The organism is Paenibacillus psychroresistens (assembly GCF_009728935.1).
Taxonomy (GTDB): Bacteria; Bacillota; Bacilli; order Paenibacillales; family NBRC-103111; genus Paenibacillus_AC; species Paenibacillus_AC psychroresistens.
Genome location: NZ_CP034235.1, coordinates 2,447,190 through 2,469,007 on the forward strand (window position 1 = coordinate 2,447,190; position 21,818 = coordinate 2,469,007).

The following is a 21,818-nucleotide window of genomic DNA, read 5'->3' on the forward strand; positions in this document are numbered from 1 at the left end:
TATCACCTTCCAACATAAAGTAAAAACGACAATATCTGATAAAGTTATTAAAATGTTGACTATATCTGATAACAGATATAGTATAGGCATATGGGAATTTATTACACCCAATTAAATGCTCAATCGAGTATGGTCTAACGGAGGTTAGAATAATGAATAAAACAAACAACTCATTAACGGATTTTGGCGTTTCAGTGAAGAAAGCTTTATTGGATCGGGGTATGCTGCAGAAAGAATTCTGTTATTCAGTAGAAATTCCTGAGAATAGATTTACTGAAATGCTATATGGCATAAGGCCTGGAAGACGGTATCGAAGAATCATTACACAAGCCCTTGGATTAATGGAAGAAACAAGGCTTGGCAATCCATATACATTTCCAGTTTAATCCAATGAGACACTAAATTCATTAGTTTTTTACTAAATAACCATAAATATATTTTAATTCGTATAAGGTAAAGCATTGGATTAACAAATTCTTTATTATTCTGTTAATTCACTCATTATATGGTTATATAAAGCATTTTCAAGAAAATTAATCAATTTTATTTAGAGTCCATTATTTATAGTGGAGATTTGAGCTTCGGCTCTCCAAGAAATGAGGGAAATTCTATATTAGCTACGATTCAAAGACATGATAAATTATCTGAATTTATTCATAGGCATAAACTAACCAGTCGTGAAAGTGAGATTTTTTGTTTAATTGCTCTAAAGGGATACACTAATATGCAAATTGCCGATTACTGTGTAATCAGTGATAAAACAGTGAAGAATCATATTGTGAAAATTATGAATAAGGTAGGCTCCAGATCGATTCGCAAAGTGCTTTCTAACCTGATTCTAGATTTGCTCACGCTTCCAAGCAGTGAGACTGTTTAAGCCGTATAATTAATTTTTCTGCTTAATTGTGATCCATATCTTTCAATCATCCGTTGATAGGTATGAGAAGTGAAAAAACAATTAAGAGGAGAAATGACCATGAAAAGAAGCTCATCATTTATGAAGAAGTTGATTATTGGTGTTATGTGTATTGCACTTATTCTACCGGCATTGGCTGCAAGTGCAGCAACATCTCCAACGGCTACACCAGCAGCAAATCTTCGTGCAGCACTAAGCAGTTTATTATCAGAGCATGCCGTACTGGCAATGGTGGCAATGCAAAAAGGGTATGACGGCGCAGCAGATTTCGGTGATGCCGCAGGCGCACTTGGCAAAAACACAGATGATTTAACAGCAGCCATCACGTCCGTATTTGGCGCAGATGCCGGGAAAGCATTTAACGGTTTATGGACAGCGCACATTGGATTCTTCGTTGATTATGTAACAGCTACAGCCAAAAAGGATGAGGCGGGCCGTAAAACCGCTTTAGACAAATTAGCAAATTATAAAAATGATTTTGCTAAATTCTTATCAGGCGCTACCAAAATCCCCGAAGGTGATCTTGCTTCAGGCTTGCAAATGCATGTCAATCAATTGGTTTCCGCCTTTGACAGCTATGTAGCTAAGGATTACAAGACTACATATGCGAGCTTCCGCGAAGCCTATATGCATATGTCGATGACAGGTACATTATTAGCAGGTGCTATTGCGAAGAATATGCCGGATAAATTCACAGGTGATCCTAATTCCGACGCAGCTAACTTACGCATTACCTTGAATAGCCAGCTTTCCGAGCATGCTTTCTTAGCGGCTTATGCCATGCAAAAAGGTGTAATGGGCGCAGCGGATTTCGGTGATGTGGCAGGAGCACTTGGTAAAAACACAGACGATTTAACAGCATCGATTACTTCCGTATTTGGTGCCGATGCCGGAAAAGCATTTAATGGCCTATGGACCGCACATATTGGATTCTTCGTTGATTATGTGAAAGCAACTGCAGGCAAAAATGAAGAGGGCCGTAAAGCAGCGTTAGATAAACTAAGCAATTATAAAATGGATTTTGCGAAGTTCTTGGCAGGTGCTACTAAGCTTCCTGAAGGCGATCTTGCATCTGGTTTACAAATGCATGTCAATCAATTGGTTTCTGCTTTTGACAGCTATGTAGCTAAGGATTATCCGACAACTTATACTAGCTTGCGTGAAGCATATAGCCATATGGGAATGACAGGCGATTTGCTTGCCAGTGCGATTGTAGATCTAGGCAATCCTGATACAGGCAATGGTGGATCTAACATGATGACTACTGTAACCTTGAAAATTGGCAGCAAGGATTTGTGGATCAATGACACCAAAACAATGCTTGATGTAGCCCCAATGTTATCTGAAGGCAACACATACATCTCCTTACGTGCATTAGCAGAAGCTGTGGGCGCTGATGTTGAATGGGATGCTGCTGCTCGAATGGTAACAGTAACGGTAGGGAAAGACGTAGCTAAGTTTTGGATTGGCAAATCGACAATGGAACTAAACGGCATGTCCAAACCAATTGGCGCAAAAGTCTTTATTACTCAGGATCGTACTCAGGCCCCACTTCGTTTCATTGCTGAATTACTTGGCTGGGATGTTAAATGGAACGATGATTCCACGATTACTTTAACCAAAATGATGATGTAAATATGGAAGAGGCGACAGGAGATTTCTCTTGTCGTTTCTTTTAGTTGTATCTTGGTATAGCGAAAAAAGGTGTTGAACAAAGTGATCAACACCTTAAATTTCATCTACAAGGCCGATACCTAACGTCAGTTAGGCTCTTGGATCGTAAAATGATTGTTAAGTTATTCGGGCTGCGTTTGATGGAATAAAAAATGACAGTGTTTCCTTTATCGGATCCAGATAAAATAGCCCTAATTCGCAGAAGTCTATCGGTTCGCGTCAAAATACGAAAGGATACTACTTTGATTGGGACTGCGCCTATATCACCAACGCGGACATAAAGATGTCCCTTGAAAAAAATTGTTTTTAGGTTGCAAAGCATACGTCTACTGAATTCAATACTCCAAAAACGTCTGAAATAATCAAAAATCTTTAGCCTTGTGTTAAATCTAATTGGTAATTTTCTATAGATAAAACCGCCAATTTTAATTTCCCTTCCACCCTCGGCGGAATTCACAATATTACCCCATGCAAGCTCCGCTTGATCGATAAATAAAGCTATATTAGGCAACCTTGAGACTAATTTTTCTTTTAGCAACAAATACCACCTCCTGAATATAAGGTATGGAATTTGATTGAAAAGGTTCAATTAAAATAAAAACCCCTCAATCCTTGATTGAACAGGGATTGAGGGGTTTTTATTGATCTATTAAACATAATTTGATTTTAAGTAATGGCGTCCCAGGAGAGATTCGAACTCCCGACAAGCGCCTTAGAAGAGCGCTGCTCTATCCAGCTGAGCTACTGAGACACAGTATAAGATTTAAGCTTACCAAGTAATCATTTTAGCATTGTGTCATAACCGCCTGAGTAATAATATCACAGGGAAAACAGAAAATCAACCGCTTATTTTTAAGATTGTTTTTAACATGTATTTTGCAATTTAATGCTTAAAGAGATACCATCGGAAAGAACGGTAAGGTTTATCCTACTTTAAAGGTGGAGATTAATATAACAAATCAGTCGAAGGACAATGTGGTGCTTTTGCCAAAAACCATCGATTTCTATCAAATCGAAATTACGCGTATGTTGGAAACAGAGCGATATGAAGAAGCGATAACGTTGCTGCGTTTTTTGGGGAAATGTGATAGTGGAGATCCACGTACGAATGAAGAGTGGTTATCTTTGTTGGATTGGCTCGAATCTATGAGCTTGAGTGAGGCTCAGGATGATGAGTTGGATGAGGAGCCGGAAGAAACGGAAAAGGATTTACTGCGTCAGCATTTGCAATTGAAGACAGAGCAAGATCCCAACTATATAAATGAGCTTATAGAGATGCTGCAGCCACATATCGCCGCTGGCAAACAAATACTTGCCTTGGATCAGCTTGCCTACATGGAAGAGGCTGCAAGCGCCAAGACCAGCATTACGCAAGCCTTAATATCCTGGTTAGAAGCAAACACCATTTCACCATGGATCCAATTCAAAGCTTTACAGGTATTGAAGATCCGCAGCTTTCAGGGAGAAATTCAAATATCGAAAGGGGGAATCCCGATAACATTGGATATTAGTGAGGTTCCATTGGAGCTAGAGGGGTATCCTGAGAAAATCGGCATGGTTTTAAGTAGACTTCAAAAGGTTGCAGAAATGGATGAGCCATCGTTATCTTATTTTGCAGAGGAAATATGGGAGCAATTCTTAGCATATATTTATGCTACACCAGCATATGAACAGTTAGTGCATGGAGATGAGCAATCCATTGGCGTATGGGCATCCGCTTTACATAGTTTAATTGGCGAGCTAATGACGGGAACTTTCAGGGAGTTGGAGATTCAAAGGTTGTATGAAATACCGGAAGAATCTCAGCTTTTATGGAAACGAGCCTTTCAAACTTTAAATAACTTTGCTGCACAATTTCCGATCACCTTGAAATGATAATTTGATGTGATATAATAGAATGGTTATAATTAGAACCGTGAAAATAGCTCGGTACATTTTTGGAGGGGAAGGCATAAAATGAAAGCAAGCTGGGAAAAAATAGAGAAGAACCATGGGGTTCTTACGATTGAGGTTGAAGCAGATCAAGTATCTGTAGGATTGGACAAAGCATTTAAGAAAGTATCGGCGAAAGCCAACATCCCTGGATTCCGTAAAGGGAAAGTGCCACGCTCCATTTTTGAAGCTAAGTTTGGCGTTGAAAGCTTATACCAGGATGCATTGGATATTTTACTTCCTGAAGCATATTCGCAAGCGGTTAAAGAAACGGGTATTAATCCGATTGACCGTCCAGAAGTAGATGTACAGCAAATGGAAAAAGGCCAACCGCTTAAATTCACTGCTAAGGTTGAAGTTAAACCGGAAGTGCAGTTAGGTGAATATAAAGGATTAGAAATCGCGGATACAGCTAAAGAAGTTACTACAGAAGAGTTAGAAGCTGAATTGACTAAGCTTCAACAAAGACACGCCGAGCTTATTGTTGTTGAAGAAGGACAAGCTGAAAACGGCGATTCCACAATCATTGATTTTGATGGCTACTTGGATGGAGTTGCTTTCGAAGGCGGCAAAGGTGAAAGACATGCCCTAGAGCTAGGATCAAACAGCTTCATTCCTGGATTCGAAGATCAAGTTGTTGGAATGGGTATTGGCGATGATAAGGATATTGAAGTTACTTTCCCTGAGGACTATCAAGCTGAAGAGCTTAAAGGTAAAGCAGTAGTCTTTAAGGTAAAGCTTCATGAAATTAAACGCAAAAATTTGCCGGCTCTAGACGATGAGTTTGCTAAGGATGTTAGTGAATTCGATACTTTGGAGGAATTCAAAGTAGATTTGTCTAAACGCTTAGCAGAGAAGAATGACCAAACAGCTAAACGCGATCAAGAAAATCAACTCGTTGAACTAGTTGCTGCATCAGCAGATGTTGCGATTCCACAGGTTATGGTGGACGCGGAAGTTGAATTGATGCTGAATGATTTCGCTAATCGTCTTAAGTCACAAGGAATGACTTTAGAAATGTATTTCCAATTCTCTGGTCAAGATGAGTCCGTTCTTAAAGCTCAAATGTCTGGCGATGCTGAAAAACGTGTACGCAATAACCTCGTGCTTGAAGCAGTTGCTAAAGCAGAAGGCATCGAAGTTACCGATGAAGAATTAACGGAAGAATTAGATAAAATGGCGCAAACCTACAAAAGAACGATTGAAGATATCCGTTCTATATTAGAGGCTAACGGCAATCTAGAGAGCATGAAGTTAGAGCTGGTTGTCAAAAAAACCATTGATTTCTTGCTTGCTAACAGTAAAGTTGTTCCAGCTTCAGCATAAGACAAGATAGGGAGGCACGTTATTAAACGTGCCTTTCGTCTACGGAAAATATCAGGATCCCTGAAAAATGACATTGCTTCGTAAACATGATAAAATTAAGAAGCTTTAAAATTTAGAGGTAAAGGGGTTGGCTATATGAATCTAATACCTATGGTTGTGGAACAAGAGGCGCGCGGAGAAAGGTCTTACGACATTTACTCGCGATTGCTCAAGGACCGCATCATCTTTATCGGGAGTGCGATTGACGACGATGTAGCCAATCTGGTCATCGCACAGCTTCTGTTTCTTTCAGCTCAAGATGCCGAGAAAGATATTCACTTGTACATTAATTCTCCAGGTGGTTCTGTTACGGCTGGTATGGGGATTTATGATACGATGCAATTTATTAAGCCAGATGTATCTACGATTTGTGTAGGTATGGCAGCTAGTATGGGTTCGATTCTGCTAACTGCAGGAGCGAAAGGGAAACGTTTCTCACTACCCAATAGTGAAGTGATGATTCACCAGCCGCTTGGTGGTATAAGTGGTCAAGCAACAGATATTAAAATTCATGCCGATTGGATCCAGAAGACTAAGCATAAACTGAATTTGATTTATGTTGAACGTACTGGCCAACCGATTGAAAAGATCGAACGCGATACGGACAGAGATAATTTCATGAGCGCCGAGGAAGCGAAAGACTACGGTTTGATTGATCAGGTTATCACTCGCATCGATTCGAATAAAAAGGAGTGATCCGATGTTTAAATTTAATGAAGAAAAAGGCCAATTGAAATGTTCCTTTTGCGGTAAATCACAGGATCAAGTTCGCAAGCTAGTTGCAGGTCCAGGTGTTTATATTTGTGATGAATGTATTGAGCTTTGTACGGAGATAGTGGAAGAAGAACTAGGGCATGAGGAAGATTTAGATCTTAAGGATGTTCCTAAGCCTAAAGAAATCAATTCCATTCTAGATCAATATGTAATTGGACAGGATCAAGCTAAGAAATCTCTAGCTGTTGCTGTATACAACCATTATAAACGGATCAATTCACAGAATAAGCTTGAGGACGTAGAATTGCAAAAGAGTAATATTTTGCTGTTGGGTCCAACAGGTAGCGGTAAAACCTTGCTTGCTCAAACCTTAGCCAAGATTTTGAATGTTCCATTTGCTATAGCAGATGCAACTTCATTGACCGAAGCGGGTTATGTAGGTGAGGATGTCGAGAACATTCTGCTTAAATTGATTCAAGCTGCCGATTATGACGTGGAGAAAGCAGAACGCGGCATTATCTATATTGATGAAATCGATAAGGTTGCCCGTAAATCGGAGAATCCATCGATTACACGTGATGTTTCAGGCGAAGGCGTACAACAAGCATTATTAAAAATTCTTGAAGGCACAGTTGCTTCTGTACCACCCCAAGGCGGGCGTAAGCATCCACATCAGGAATTCATTCAAATTGATACCACGAACATTTTGTTTCTTTGTGGCGGAGCTTTTGACGGCTTAGAATCCATCATCAAACGTCGGATTGGTAAAAAAGTTATCGGCTTTAGCAACGAAGGGCACAAAATTGATCTTAAGCCAGGCGAATATCTATCCATGGTTTTACCAGAGGATTTATTGAAATTCGGCTTGATTCCAGAGTTTGTTGGTCGTCTGCCGGTTATTTCATCCCTAGAGCCTTTGGATGAGAATGCGTTAATGCGTATTCTGACAGAGCCAAAGAATGCTTTAGTGAAGCAATACCAGAAGCTTCTTGAAATGGATAATGTAGCTTTGGAGTTCAACCAAGAATCACTTGAAGCCATTGCCAAAGAAGCGATTAAACGTAATACAGGAGCGCGTGGACTTAGAGCGATCATCGAAGCTATTATGCTGGATGTGATGTTTGATATTCCTTCACGTACCGATGTCACTAGCTGCCTCGTAACTAAAGAAGTTGTCTTGGACAAAGTTCATCCTACACTTACGCTTAAAGAAGGCAAGGATATTAAAGAAGCTAAAGAACCTAAGGAAAGCGCTAAGAAGAAAGAAGAAAGCGCCTAATTACACTATACTTTCCAAACGACTCCTCCAATTCGGTTTATCTCCGGAGCGGAGGATGTTTGGTGTCATGGGAGAGAGAATTATATGTTCCTTCGTACGGATACAGTGCCGGTTAGAGTTGGCGATTTAACCATTGGCGGTAATAATGAAGTGCTGATTCAAAGCATGTGCACAACCAAAACAGCAGATGTGAAAGCAACGGTTGCTGAGATTCTTAGACTAGAAGAAGCGGGCTGCCAGCTGGTTCGTGTTACGGTGAATAATAATGAAGCAGCGGATGCAATTAAAGAAATTAAAAGACAGATTTCAATTCCGCTTGTTGCGGATATTCACTTTGATCATCGACTTGCTCTGACCGCTATCAAGAACGGTATAGATAAAGTAAGAATTAATCCCGGCAATATTGGAAAACGCGATAAAGTGGAAGCTGTTGTAAGAGCTTGTAAAGAACGCGGCATTCCGATTCGTATTGGGGTTAATGCGGGTTCATTAGAAAAACATCTTTTGGACAAATATGGGTATCCTACTCCAGAAGCAATGGTAGAAAGCGCACTTTTTCATATTGGCATTTTGGAAGAGCTGGATTTTAGAGATATCATAGTTTCGTTAAAAGCATCAGATGTGCCAATGGCGATTCAAGCTTATACGAAAGCTGCTGCAAGCTTTAAGTACCCTTTGCATTTAGGGATTACAGAATCCGGGACGCTTTATTCGGGAACGATTAAAAGCTCTGCAGGCTTAGGTGCACTTCTAGCTCAAGGGATTGGCTCTACAGTGCGCATTTCATTAAGCGCCGACCCTGTGGAAGAAGTGAAAGCCGCTCGCGAGCTCTTGAAAGTATTTGGACTTATTTCTAATGCAGCTACTTTGATTTCATGCCCAACCTGCGGTCGTTTGGATATTGACCTTTTTACGATTGCTAACGAAGTAGAAGACTATATTGCCAAAATTAAAGTGCCCATTAAAGTTTCCGTTTTAGGCTGTGCTGTTAATGGCCCAGGGGAAGCGCGTGAAGCGGATATTGGTATCGCTGGAGCAAGAGGCGAAGGCATGTTGTTCCGATATGGGGAAATGATTCGCAAGGTCCCTGAAGCGGAGCTTCTAAGTGAATTGAAAAAAGAAATCGATATTATTGTCAAGCATTATGAGCTGACCGGAACGATACCTGGGAGAAAGCACTAATATAATTTATGGCCGCTGACTGATCTGGTTTGGCGGTTTTTTCATCTAAAATATAGGAGGTCTTCATTTGAAAATTTTAAGAGCGGGCTTAATTGGCTATGGTTTCTCTGGGGAAATTTTTCATGCACCTTTTATAAAAGCTTTGGAAGGCTACGAACTAAGTAAAGTAGTTTCATCGAATCCCACTAAAGTGCATAATCATTTTCCAGAGGTGGAGGTGATCGAGAGCGTCGATGAGCTTTTGGCTGATGAGCTTATTGATCTTGTCATCATTACTACACCTAACACTACCCATCATTCTATCGCCAAAAAGGCATTGTTAGCTGGAAAGCATGTTGTTGTGGAAAAGCCTTTTGTTAATCAAGCTAAGGATGCAGAAGAGTTAATTGAGCTAGCTGCAAACTCGCAGAAAATCATAACTGTTTTTCAAAACAGACGTTGGGATAACGATTTTTTAACAGTCAAGCAATGTATAGAATCGGGAGCATTGGGTGAAATTTTTACATTTGAATCTCACTTTGATCGTTTTCGACCTCAGGTTACGGAGCGCTGGAGAGAACAGGATCTTGAAGGCTCAGGTATTCTCTATGATTTAGGTGCGCATTTAATTGATCAAGCGCTTCAGTTATTTGGATTGCCGGAAACGATACAAGGCGATGTACAGGTTCAAAGAAATGATGGACTGGTAGACGATTATTTTCATATTGTTTTGGGGTATGGGAAATTACGTGTGATTCTGCATTCAAGCTGTATAGTTATGAGTGTGGGACCACGCTTTCAGGTGCATGGGAATAAGGGCAGCTTTGTTAAATATGGCATGGATTCGCAAGAAGCAGCCTTAAAAACCGGAAAAATTCCAGGAACGTTAGAATGGGGCTGGGATAGCGAAGATAGCTATGGGGCGCTTAATATCCGCAAGGATGAGATAGATGTGTTAAGTAAGGTTGAGACGATTCCGGGATCGTATCAATCGTTTTATCAAGAGCTTTATCATAGCATAGTTGATGCTGGAGCTGTGCCTGTTGATGCTGTGGATGCGATGAATACAATAAAAGTGATTGAAGCTGTGAAGGCAAGCAGTTTGGAGAAAAGAACATTACTATTTACTTAAAATAAACCAATCCTCTCGAGATAACATTACTTTTATGTTATATTGAGAGGAAATTTAATACATATTTAGACAAGAGGAAAGGTGGCTTTGATTTACGTTATGAGAGGGTTAACGAATCGATTGAAGCTTGGAATGATTACCGTTTTAGGTTTTATTATGGCAGTTTGCATTTTGATTGCTTTTACAACGCAAACAACTAGTGCTTCTGAGAATTTATTAGGAAATAGCGGCCTAGAAGAAATTTCCTCGGATATACCTACCTTGTGGTCAACCGTGGTTTACGAGGAAGGAAAAACCAATTTTACTATCGGCCAAGAGGGGCCACATTCGGGCTCATCTTATATTACGATCGAAAGTCTGCAAGCTAACGATGCACGTTGGGTTCAGAAAATAAAGGTCAAAGCAAACACAATCTATAAATTATCTGGTTGGGCTAAGACAGATAATGTTGGAACTAATGCTAAAGGGGCTAACATCTCTATAGAAGGCATCGCAGATAGCTCTGTCGATATAAAGGGAACCTCGGATTGGCAGCCGCTTGAGATGTATCTCAAGACCGATAAGAAACAAGAGGAACTGGCTTTTTTAGCAAGACTTGGGGGTTATGGTTCGGCTAATACCGGAAAAGCTTCCTTTGACGATTTAGCAGTTGAAGAAATAGCTGCTGCACCTGAAGGAGCCAATGTCGTCCAATTGGGCGCTGCTGTCAAACAAGCAGAAGCGAGCAGTGCACCTAAGGGAGATGGAGTTATCATCTCTTATACAAGAATGATTTGGTGGACTCTCATCTTCATCGGCTTATTTATATTTGTTAATCGCTTGATGATTCGTAGACAATTTCTAGTTTATTCTCTGTCGGAAGCTAAAGTTGTTATGGCGATTCTGATTTGTGTTGCTGCCTTTTTCCGGCTGCTCGTAGCACCAAGTATGGTAGGCTTTGCTTCAGATGTTTACAGCTTTATGAGCTGGTCGCAGGATGTATCAACAAACGGAATGGCGCATTTTTATGGGCGGCCTGATTTTCTTGCGGATTACCCACCAGGGTATATGATTGTACTCTACATACTAGGGAAAATTTCACATGCTTTTGGGATGAACTATAAGTCGGATGCTTCATTAATTCTTTATAAAATGCCTGCAATGATTGCGGATTTAGTTACTACCTACCTTATTTATCGTATTGCCAAAAAAATGCTGCCGACTACAGCTGCAATTGGCTTAGCCGCATTATATGCGTTTAATCCAGCGATAATTCTCAATTCCGCAGCATGGGGGCAAGTGGATTCATTTTTTACGATGTTTGTACTTATTGCGGTTATTATGTTGGTAAGAGGCAAAGTTCCACTATCAACGGCGTTATTTGCGGTAGCAGTTCTCTTAAAGCCACAGGCTTTAATGTTCGGACCTTTACTGCTTTTCGTATTTATCCGGATTCGCAAAGATTATAAAACGATACTGATTAGTGTAGTAACCGGGTTGCTAGTGCTAATCATCGTTCCGTTGCCATTTACTATTCACCAGCATAATGGGCCGCTTTATTTGATTGATTTATACACCAGCACATTAGGCTCCTATAACTATGCTTCACTTAACGCTTATAACGTAATAACTTTAGTAGGAGGAAACTGGCAACCCATTACGGATAAAATTTTATTCTTATCCTACACGCATTGGAGCTACCTGTTGATCCTAGCAAGCTTGATTTATTGCGGGGTGCTGTACTTTAAGAGCAAGGCGGATGATACAAAGCTTTATTGGATCGCTTTCTTTTTTATGACAGCCGTCTTTATGGTCACAGTAAAAATGCATGAGCGATATTTATTCTACGCCTTGGTTTTTGCATTGATGAGCTTTATTCATTTCAAGGATCGGCGGATATTGTATCTCTTTTTCGGTCTCAGTTTAACTCATTTTTTCAATACGGATGAAATTCTCGGGTACAGTTTAACGAATAATTTCAAGCTGAACCGTTATGGGATGATCTTAATTTACACATCATTAGCCAATACATTGATGTTCATTTACATGATTAAAGTAGGTTGGGATGTTCTCGTTAAGGATAAAATAACACCAACTGCTGCAGATAAACTGCTGCCGTTGGATTCAAAAAAGACAGGGGAGCCTGCAATGCGATTAACCCGTGAAGCGGAGCCTGAAATTAAACTGAATAAGCTGGATTACCGCTTAATTGCTGGTTTAACGCTTGTTTATCTAGTATTTGCCTTAATTAATCTTGGGTCCTTTAAAGCGCCTGAAACCTTTTGGCAGCCGGCGAATGCAGGTGAAAGCTTCTATATTTCCTTGGACTCGGAGCAAGCTATTAAGAAGATCAATACCTTTGGCGGGCCAGGAGACGGGAATTTCGATGTTGATTTTTCCAGTGATTTAAAGACTTGGCGTGATGCTCGTTTAATTAATCGGGATGGTGGAGTAGTTTTTGCTTGGACAAGCATGGATATCGATATAAAAGCGAAGTATGCTAGAGTGACCGCCAAACAGCCTGGTTTCCGCTTGAATGAAATCGCTTTGTACGGTGAGGATTCCTCGAAGCCGTTACATGTTGAAATCGTTGTACCAGGTACGAAAAGCTCTCTCTCAAAGGGCAAGCCATCTTATGTATTTGATGAGCCGGATCAAGCCGCGTATAAACCATCTTTTATGAATGGTACTTATTTTGATGAGATTTATCATGCAAGAACAGCTTATGAGCAGCTGCACAAGATTGAGCCTTATGAAAGCACCCATCCACCTTTGGGCAAAATAATCATCGGATTAGGAACAGCTATTTTTGGGACCAACCCTTTTGGTTGGCGGATTATGGGGACATTATTCGGTGTAGGGATGATCCCGATTTTTTATGCATTTGGAAAAATGCTATTTCGTAGGACGGAATACGCCTTTATGGGGGCATTTTTGCTAGCATTTGATTTCATGCATTTTGTGCAAACGCGTATATCGACCATTGACGTGTATGGCGTGTTTTTCATCATCTTAATGTATTACTACATGTACAAGTACTATCGACTAAGTTTCTACAATACATCTTTGCGCCAAACTTTGACGCCATTGGCGCTATCTGGCTTGTTTTTTGGCCTAGGAGCAGCTAGTAAATGGATTGCGATCTACGCAGGTGCAGGGTTGGCTGTAATCCTCTTCCTGGTTTTATATGAGAGGTATAGGGAATTTGCCTTTGCCCAAAAATCACTAGTTACTAAACATGTTGTCAAAAAAGAGGACAACACACAAAGCTATTACCGCCATGTTATTCAGGCATTTAAACCAAGTTTAATCAAGACGCTTGCCTGGTGCATGTTGTTTTTTGTAGGAATACCCGCCGTGATTTATGTACTTTCTTTTATTCCATTTATGCTGGTTCCGGGGCCAGGTCATGGTCTGCATGAAGTAATAACTTATCAGAAGCATATGTATGAATATCATAAGAATCTTGTTGCTACGCATCCATTTTCCTCTGTCTGGTACCAATGGCCGATTATGCAGAAGCCATTATGGTATTATGGCGGCCAAGCACCGGCAGGAAAAGCTTCTCTTATTGTAGCTTTAGGCAATCCTGCAATTTGGTGGGTTGGAATTGTAGCGATTTTCAGTACTCTTTGGATTGGGTTTAAGAAAAGGGATAAAACAGTATTGTTTCTCTTCATTGCGATGTGTGCGAACTATGTACCTTGGATGCTCGTTGCAAGATTAACCTTTATTTATCACTTTTTCGCCATGCTGCCATTTATGATTTTCTGCATTGTGTATGTTATTCGACACTTTAAAGAAAGCAACCCGAGATCGAATTTAAATCCTGTGATTTATAGTTACTATGCCGTTGTGTTCCTGTTGTTTCTCATGTTCTACCCGATTTTGTCGGGAGCAACAGTGAGTCGCTCGTACATCGATCATACTTTAAAATGGATTAGCTCTTGGGTTTTTTAAATGCTTAACCTTTAGAAGCCTTGCATAAATTCGCCTTGACTGACAAATAACATAAGTACTTTTGAATCCATAATGGAGGTCGAAAATGCTTAATGTGATCATTTGTCGGTGGAGGCGTTTTTTTATTATTTGGATTGGATTTGTATCTCTATTCTTTTGTGGCTCAACCTATCCTCACGTATCCGCTCAAAACCAAATCGAAAAAGAATACGTTGATGAGCAAATTAAGAAAAAAGTGGCGATAGTCATTGATGATTTTGGCAATAATATGAACGGTACAACGGAGATGATGGCTTTAAAAATCCAATTTACAGCAGCGGTCATGCCTTTTCTGCCCACGACACATCGCGATGCAGAATGGGCTCACAGTCTGGGCCATGATGTCATTGTACATTTGCCAATGGAACCCATTCGTGGCTTAAGCAGCTGGCTAGGACCAGGAGCAATAACAACCTCCTTAAGCGATGCAGAAATTCGTACACGAGTAAATGCAGCCATTGATGATGTGCCTTTTGCAGTTGGGATGAATAATCATATGGGCTCAAAAGCAACTGCAGATCCTCGTGTGATGAAAGTCGTCTTAGAGGTATGCCATGACCGCGGTTTATTCTTTCTGGATAGCCGCACAAATTATAAAAGTGTCGTTTCCAAACTAGCAGATCAATTAGAGGTCAGAACCTTGGACAATCACATTTTTCTTGATGATCAGTATACATCTCAGCATATTAATAAGCAGGTAGCCTTAATAGTTACCTATTTATTAAAACACGATGAGTGTGTCGTAATCGGTCATGTTGGCCCATCAGGAACTAAAACAGCAGCCGCTCTAAACCAAGCATCGCGTAATCTCGCGGACAAACTTGAGTTTGTCTCATTGCTGCAAATGCTGTCGGTTAAGGCTCAGCATAAGCTGGATGTTGCTCATTAGCAAGGGACTATGGGGCCGATGATTGAGTCTTTCCTAGAGCTTCCGAGCTCCTTTTGACCGTTATCCCTTTACCTCAGTTCGTCGTCGATTTTCAGAAATACAGAGCGAATGGGATAACGGTCAAAAGAAAAGTTATGGGCTCACGTAGTCATCTATTTGAAAAGACTTTCTCTTTTTGAAGATTACACAGTGAATTGCAAGGCAATACTAATCTTAATGAAATTGAGTTTGAGAAGAGAGTATTGGAGTTGCTATATGTACCTAAGAGGCGACTTTTGTAGGCGTATTTCTTCCGACCGAAGGCCCATTAAATAAAAGGAAATGCGTCTGCAACGGAGCCCGTGGTGCATGTAGCTACGTAACTAGCTCATGAACAAAACTTAATTACATCTAGGTTTGTTTTTTATGTGATACAAAAACCCCATAGGAGGATAAAAATGAGCATAAGCATAGTACTAATGATGATTCAGCTGTTTTTTGCCATAGTAATAGGCATGTATTTCTGGAATTTATTGCGCAGCCAGCAAGCGAACCGATCTGCACTTGATAAAGAATCTCGCAAGGAATTAGAGAAGCTGCGCAAGCTGCGCTCGATCTCTTTGACAAAGCCGTTAGCCGAGAAGACTCGACCTTCTTCCATGAGTGATATTATTGGTCAAAAAGAAGGCTTGCGTGCCTTGAAAGCTTCCATTTGTGGACCTAATCCGCAGCATGTAATTATATATGGCCCCCCAGGAGTTGGGAAAACAGCGGCAGCAAGAGTTGTAATGGAGGAAGCTAAGAAGAATCCGGCATCACCTTTTCGGGCAGATGCGAAGTTTACAGAGATTGATGCAACTACAGCACGTTTTGACGAACGGGGTATAGCGGACCCGTTGATTGGCTCCGTCCATGATCCCATTTATCAAGGTGCTGGTGCTATGGGAGTTGCAGGCATTCCTCAGCCCAAGCCTGGAGCTGTTACTAAGGCACATGGCGGCATTTTATTCATCGATGAAATTGGTGAACTCCACCCGATTCAAATGAATAAACTACTCAAGGTATTGGAGGACCGCAAGGTTATTCTAGAGAGTGCGTACTATAATTCCGAGGATACGAATATTCCAAGTCATATCCATGATATTTTTCAGAATGGGCTGCCAGCGGATTTTAGGTTGGTTGGAGCTACAACACGTTCACCCCAGGATATCTCGCCAGCTATTCGTTCACGTTGTATGGAAATCTATTTCCGTCCCTTGCTGCCTGATGAGATCGGCCAAATTGCGCTGAATGCGATTCGTAAAATTGGCTTTCCCGAAAGTAAAGCGGCAGTTGATGTTATCAAGCGTTATGCCACAAATGGCAGAGAAGCGGTTAATGTCATTCAGCTAGCCGCGGGGTTAGCTTTAACGGATCAAAGAACAGAATTAACTGCTGCTGATGTAGAGTGGGTGGTGAATAGCAGCCAAATCTCACCGCGCCCTGAACGTAGAATACCGAGTGAACCTCGCATTGGTTTCGTTAATGGATTGGCTGTATATGGGCCGAATTTGGGAACATTGCTGGAAATTGAAGTTACGGCAACACTTGGAGATAATCCGGGTAAAGGCAGTTTTATGATTACAGGGGTTGTAGATGAAGAGGAAATCAATGGCGGTGCAAAGACCCTAAGACGTAAGAGTATGGCACGTGGTTCGGTAGAAAACGTTCTGACCGTTCTAAAGCGGCTTGGATATAAACCAAACGACTATGATTTACATATTAATTTCCCGGGCGGTGTTCCGATCGATGGGCCTTCTGCAGGTATATCCATGGCAACGGCTATAGCCTCGGCAATTCGTAAATTACCCGTAGACAATAAGATGGCTATGACAGGTGAAATGAGCATCCATGGCAAGGTTAAACCGATAGGAGGCGTGGTTGCCAAAGTAGAGGCAGCTTTTCAAGCCGGTGCTACTACGGTTGTTATTCCTCGTGAGAATTGGCAGGATATATTTGCAGACCTGGATGGATTGCGCGTAATCGCGGTTGATACCATAGAAGAGGTGCTGGAGGTTGCATTTAAAACGCAAAATCTGGATAGTATTATACACCTGCCAAGCGCCAACGATGTGTTAATTGCTTCATCAAGCTCCCATGAATTGGTGTTTTGATTTTACATTTGCTAGAATGTATCTACAGGAATGACCATGGAGGTGTTGAGGGATGGGAATCAATAAATCAAAAATTAGACGAATGCCTTTGTTGCCTTTAAGGGGATTGCTGGTTTATCCGAGTATGGTTCTGCATTTAGATGTAGGTCGTGAGAAATCTGTAAAAGCTTTGGAAAAAGCAATGGTGGATGATGGGCTGATTCTGCTCTGCTCGCAATCTGAAGTCAATATAGAAGAGCCTACAGTAGAAGATATATATCGAATAGGTACCGTGGCCAAAGTCAGACAAATGCTGAAATTACCCAATGGCACAATTCGTGTCTTAGTTGAAGGCATAGTTCGTGCAGAAGTCATCGAATTTCTAGCTAATGAAGAATATTACGAAGTGAACATAAAAGAGCTGCCAGAGCAAGAAAAATCCGATCCTGAAACGGATGCCTTAATGCGTACGGTACTTCATCAATTTGAGCATTACATTAACTTATCGAAAAAAGTAACACCAGAGACGCTTGCTGCGGTTTCAGATATCGAAGAGCCAGGAAGATTGGCAGATGTCATTTGCAGTCATTTGGCGTTGAAAATAAAAGATAAACAAGAAATTCTTGAAACCGTGGACGTCCGCGAAAGATTGGAAAAGCTCTTAGACATTTTGCATAATGAACGTGAAGTGCTAGAGCTTGAACGCAAGATCAGTCAACGTGTCAAAAAACAAATGGAAAAAACGCAAAAGGAATATTATTTGCGCGAGCAAATGAAAGCGATCCAGAAGGAATTGGGCGAAAAGGAAGGGCGCGCAGGCGAGGTTGAGGATTTGCGAAGCCAGCTTGAAGCATCCGTATTGCCCGATAAGGTTCGTGAGAAAATTGAGAAAGAAATCGATCGCCTTGAAAAAATGCCTGCTGCATCTGCAGAGGGCGGAATTATACGTAATTACATTGATTGGTTGTTAGGCTTGCCATGGTCCAAGGAATCCGATGATGATCTGGATATTGAAAAAGCGGAGCAAATTCTAAATGAAGACCATTTTGGTTTGGAAAAACCTAAAGAACGGGTCTTGGAATATTTGGCTGTTCAAAAGCTGGTTAAAAAGCTTAAAGGGCCGATCCTTTGCCTAGTGGGACCTCCTGGTGTAGGTAAAACATCGATCGCACGTTCCATTGCTCGTTCCTTAGGTAGGGAATTTGTACGTGTTTCTTTAGGCGGAGTAAGAGATGAAGCTGAGATCAGAGGTCATAGACGCACCTATGTGGGAGCTATGCCTGGACGAATTATTCAAGGGATGAAGAATGCGGGCGCTAGTAATCCTGTGTTCCTGCTTGATGAAATCGATAAAATGGCCATGGATTTCCGTGGGGATCCGTCATCTGCTTTGCTTGAGGTCCTCGATCCAGAACAGAATAGTACGTTCAGTGATCATTTTATCGAAATTCCGTATGATTTATCCAAGGTTATGTTTATTACCACGGCGAATGTAGCCCATAATATTCCACGCCCGTTAATGGATCGGATGGAAATGATCTATATTCCTGGTTACACAGAGCTTGAAAAACTGCAAATTGCCCATAAATACTTGCTGCCTAAACAAAAGAGAGAGCATGGCTTAGAGCCAGAACAGCTTGAAGTATTAGAACCGACCTTATTGAAGTTAATTCGTGAATATACTCGAGAATCAGGTGTGCGTAATCTGGAGCAGCAGCTAGCGGCTTTATGCCGCAAAACAGCCAAGTTCATTGTTTCAAATGAAGGAACGTCCGTTCAAATTACCGACGAAAAGCTGAAAGAGCTATTAGGGCCAACTAAATTTCGTTATGGAACAGCAGAGGAAGAAGATCAAGTTGGTGCGGTTACAGGATTGGCTTGGACTGAGGTTGGCGGGGATACACTTGTCATTGAAGTCACAGTGCTTCCTGGGTCGGGCAAACTTACTCTAACTGGACAGTTAGGCGACGTGATGAAGGAATCTGCTCAAGCGGCATTCAGTTATATTCGATCCAAGGCAGCAACATTTAATATTCCAGCAGATTTTCACGAAAAGAATGATATTCATGTTCATATTCCAGAAGGAGCCATTCCCAAAGATGGTCCATCTGCAGGTATTACTATGGCAACCGCAATTATTTCTGCATTAACGCAGATCCCTGTTTCGAAGCATGTAGCTATGACAGGTGAAATTACACTTCGAGGACGCGTTCTTCCAATTGGTGGATTAAAAGAAAAGTCTTTAGCAGCGCACCGAGCTGGAATTAGAACAATCCTTATCCCAAAAGATAATGAAAAAGATCTACCGGATATTCCAGAAAGTGTACGTAACGATATCACTTTTTACCCGGTAAGCCATATGGATGAAGTATTGGGGCATGCCTTGTTAAAGCCAGAGCCTGCCGAGATACACTAGAAAGAGTGTGAACCCATGAAAGTCAATGAAGCTCAATTTATTATTAGTGCCGTTGGTCCCAGTCAATACCCTAACGATGCTCTGCCAGAGATTGCTCTGGCAGGGCGTTCTAATGTCGGCAAGTCCTCATTAATCAACCGTTTGATTCAGCGTAAGAATTTAGCAAGGACAAGCTCACAGCCTGGTAAAACGCAAACTTTAAATTATTATTTGATCAATACAGACTTATATTTTGTTGATTTACCAGGATATGGATATGCCAAAGTATCGAAAACGAAGCGCGAGGTTTGGGGTAAATTTATTGAAGATTATTTATTGAAGCGTAAAGAAATCAAGCTTTTACTGCTATTAGTAGATTTACGTCATCCACCTTCCAAGGATGATGTGGGCATGTATAAATGGTTAAAGCATGTTGATGTACCAATCTGTGTTGTAGCTACTAAAGCCGATAAAATCCCAAAAAGCAAATGGCAAAAGCATTTGAAAATCGTACGTGATGCACTTATATTTGATCCTTCAGATCGCTTAATTATTTTTTCTTCGGAAACAGGGATGGGCAAGGACGAATTATGGCAGGTTATCGAGGACGCAATTGAAGTTGCCTCAGAAGAGGAAGAGGATGAAGCTCTTCAGAGCTAACCCTTGATAGTATTACTTAAAATTAAAGAGCAAATCAAAGATTGTGTGATCATCCAAGCCTTATTTAGCGATATTTTCAGTAATTTGGCTGATTATCTCGCTATTTTGATAGTAGGAATATTTATACCTGATGTAGTATAATATGAATGTATAGGTTTCAAAGGGTTTTACAAACAGAATCGAGGGATTTTTATGGCTCAAAGGTTAGCGACTGAATATGTCAAAACCTGCCTGGTATTAACAGAAGCCGAAATGTTTAAATTTGTTACCATATTCGCAGACCATCAGGTACAATTGCAAGTCAAGGTATTGGAGAATGGAAGTCAAGACGTTGTTTTTCAAGATGCCGGCGAAGATGAAATCGTGTTGTCTTTTGAACGTTTGGATAGTAAATATGTTTTTACAGGTTCATGTCGTTTAAGTAATCCTAATTTAGTTACTGTAATGCGTAAAGCGGTAGCCGAGTTCAAAGGCAGCGCGACAGTTAATCGCATTTATCCTAGCTACACAATGGTGTATCAATACAACCGTGGTGCTGTGATTAAAATTATTGAAATAAAAGCAGCTAATGAAAAAATTATTTATGAATACAAAGATACAGTAGATCAGTTAAAGCTGCTCTTTCTTAAACAGAATGTAGAATATGAAATACAAGCGATTCATCAACAAATTAATGAGGTACTGGACTTGCGTAACCTGAGTATAGAATCCACGTTTATTTCACAAATAGACCAGCGTTTACAGCAGCTGTCACATCGTCTGTTCAGTCTTGAAGTGTAGCAGGTAATTACATCTAAACTATAGTCCAATTTATACTATGGGAGCCGCGAGGCTTCCTTTTTGCTGTGTTGCTGCATAGAATAAAATCGATATAAAAGCCCTCATGAGTTTTAAATATTAAGATTTAAAAAAAAGTATTGCATTTCTCAGCAATAGATGTTATTTTTAATCTCGTTGAAAAAACTATATAGGAACCAGGATTCACTCAGGACATTATATGTTGCGAGAGGCTTTTTCCCTCGGGAAGTGAATGACGTAGGTCCTAGCGGATGAAATCAAACATTTTATTCCTAGGAAGGGGGAACCGAGAGATGGAATACTCAACTTTCGGAAGACACGTTGCTGTGGACACATGGGGAGCGGATTTTGAACTTCTCAATAACGCAGAATGGTTAAAAGCTCAAATGGTAGAAGCTGCGGAGGCATGCGGAGCAACCGTATTATCCGTGCAAGCACAAGCATTTGAACCACAAGGAGCAACAGTATTAGTCTTATTATCAGAAAGTCACATTTCAATTCACACTTATCCTGAACGTGGTTTCGCCGCATTGGATTGTTATACGTGTGGAGAAACGGTTGATCCGCAATTAGCGATCGATCATATGATTTCCGTGCTAAAGCCCGAAACGGTTTATGCAAAGAAATTGATCCGTGGTATGGGCGAGCTTCAGGTTGAAACACCGGAAATCAAACAAGCCGTATTGGCGAAGTAAAAGTAGTACGATACGTATTAAATAAACATTAAATTATGCCAAGAAGATCATGGAGAAATCCATGGTCTTTTTTTGTACCTCTCGTCCATAGAATAAAAGTGGAATAGCTATGGATATGG

The 21,818-nt window shown here is 40.8% G+C and carries 17 protein-coding genes and 1 tRNA gene; 16 read left to right on the plus strand and 2 right to left on the minus strand.

Annotated features, from left to right (window positions below; translation table 11 throughout):
- Window positions 1-152: 152 nt before the first annotated feature.
- From EHS13_RS10915 to EHS13_RS10925, 3 genes are all read left to right on the plus strand, one after another.
- Complete coding sequence (locus EHS13_RS10915) at window positions 153-386, plus strand: hypothetical protein (protein ID WP_227013887.1); 234 nt, start codon at window positions 153-155, stop codon at window positions 384-386.
- 188 nt (window positions 387-574) lie between these two features.
- Window positions 575-877, plus strand: coding sequence for a response regulator transcription factor (locus EHS13_RS10920; protein ID WP_162463062.1), 303 nt, complete (start codon window positions 575-577; stop codon window positions 875-877).
- A 99-nt stretch (window positions 878-976) separates the two neighbouring features.
- Complete coding sequence (locus EHS13_RS10925) at window positions 977-2,551, plus strand: copper amine oxidase N-terminal domain-containing protein (RefSeq protein ID WP_155700366.1); 1,575 nt, start codon at window positions 977-979, stop codon at window positions 2,549-2,551.
- 100 nt (window positions 2,552-2,651) lie between these two features.
- On the opposite strand, the gene EHS13_RS10930 is transcribed toward EHS13_RS10925, so the two are convergent.
- Window positions 2,652-3,128, minus strand: a complete 477-nt coding sequence (locus EHS13_RS10930; RefSeq protein WP_162463063.1) for a DL-endopeptidase inhibitor IseA family protein — start codon at window positions 3,126-3,128, stop codon at window positions 2,652-2,654.
- 136 nt (window positions 3,129-3,264) lie between these two features.
- A tRNA-Arg gene (locus EHS13_RS10935) sits at window positions 3,265-3,341 on the minus strand.
- Window positions 3,342-3,529: 188 nt separating this feature from the next.
- Between EHS13_RS10935 and EHS13_RS10940 the strand changes: the two genes are divergently transcribed.
- From EHS13_RS10940 to speD, 13 genes are all read left to right on the plus strand, one after another.
- Window positions 3,530-4,465, plus strand: a complete 936-nt coding sequence (locus EHS13_RS10940) for a hypothetical protein (RefSeq protein WP_155700368.1) — start codon at window positions 3,530-3,532, stop codon at window positions 4,463-4,465.
- Between the two features lie 81 nt (window positions 4,466-4,546).
- Entirely contained in the window at window positions 4,547-5,848 is a 1,302-nt protein-coding gene (tig, locus tag EHS13_RS10945) for a trigger factor (protein ID WP_155700369.1), read from the plus strand.
- A 135-nt stretch (window positions 5,849-5,983) separates the two neighbouring features.
- Window positions 5,984-6,583: an ATP-dependent Clp endopeptidase proteolytic subunit ClpP gene (clpP, locus tag EHS13_RS10950; RefSeq protein WP_155700370.1), complete on the plus strand. Its 600-nt coding sequence runs from the start codon at window positions 5,984-5,986 to the stop codon at window positions 6,581-6,583.
- A 4-nt stretch (window positions 6,584-6,587) separates the two neighbouring features.
- Window positions 6,588-7,880 carry an ATP-dependent protease ATP-binding subunit ClpX gene (gene clpX, locus EHS13_RS10955; protein ID WP_155700372.1) on the plus strand — a complete coding sequence of 431 codons (1,293 nt, stop codon included), beginning with the start codon at window positions 6,588-6,590 and terminating at the stop codon, window positions 7,878-7,880.
- An 84-nt stretch (window positions 7,881-7,964) separates the two neighbouring features.
- Window positions 7,965-9,062 carry a flavodoxin-dependent (E)-4-hydroxy-3-methylbut-2-enyl-diphosphate synthase gene (ispG, locus tag EHS13_RS10960; RefSeq protein ID WP_155700373.1) on the plus strand — a complete coding sequence of 366 codons (1,098 nt, stop codon included), beginning with the start codon at window positions 7,965-7,967 and terminating at the stop codon, window positions 9,060-9,062.
- A gap of 67 nt (window positions 9,063-9,129) precedes the next feature.
- Window positions 9,130-10,173 carry an oxidoreductase gene (locus EHS13_RS10965; protein WP_155700374.1) on the plus strand — a complete coding sequence of 348 codons (1,044 nt, stop codon included), beginning with the start codon at window positions 9,130-9,132 and terminating at the stop codon, window positions 10,171-10,173.
- A gap of 99 nt (window positions 10,174-10,272) precedes the next feature.
- Window positions 10,273-14,112: a glycosyltransferase family 39 protein gene (locus tag EHS13_RS10970; protein WP_155700375.1), complete on the plus strand. Its 3,840-nt coding sequence runs from the start codon at window positions 10,273-10,275 to the stop codon at window positions 14,110-14,112.
- Between the two features lie 85 nt (window positions 14,113-14,197).
- On the plus strand, window positions 14,198-15,040 hold the full coding sequence (locus EHS13_RS10975; protein ID WP_155700376.1) for a divergent polysaccharide deacetylase family protein: 843 nt from the start codon (window positions 14,198-14,200) through the stop codon (window positions 15,038-15,040).
- A gap of 437 nt (window positions 15,041-15,477) precedes the next feature.
- Window positions 15,478-17,172, plus strand: coding sequence for an ATP-dependent protease LonB (gene lonB / locus EHS13_RS10980; protein WP_155700377.1), 1,695 nt, complete (start codon window positions 15,478-15,480; stop codon window positions 17,170-17,172).
- A gap of 52 nt (window positions 17,173-17,224) precedes the next feature.
- On the plus strand, window positions 17,225-19,567 hold the full coding sequence (gene lon / locus EHS13_RS10985; RefSeq protein WP_155700378.1) for an endopeptidase La: 2,343 nt from the start codon (window positions 17,225-17,227) through the stop codon (window positions 19,565-19,567).
- Window positions 19,568-19,582: 15 nt separating this feature from the next.
- Complete coding sequence (gene yihA / locus EHS13_RS10990) at window positions 19,583-20,206, plus strand: ribosome biogenesis GTP-binding protein YihA/YsxC (RefSeq protein WP_155700380.1); 624 nt, start codon at window positions 19,583-19,585, stop codon at window positions 20,204-20,206.
- Between the two features lie 192 nt (window positions 20,207-20,398).
- A complete protein-coding gene (locus tag EHS13_RS10995; protein ID WP_155700381.1) occupies window positions 20,399-20,986 on the plus strand; it encodes a non-ribosomal peptide synthetase module in 588 nt (195 codons plus the stop codon).
- 311 nt (window positions 20,987-21,297) lie between these two features.
- Window positions 21,298-21,699, plus strand: a complete 402-nt coding sequence (gene speD / locus EHS13_RS11000) for an adenosylmethionine decarboxylase (protein ID WP_155700382.1) — start codon at window positions 21,298-21,300, stop codon at window positions 21,697-21,699.
- Window positions 21,700-21,818: the final 119 nt, after the last annotated feature.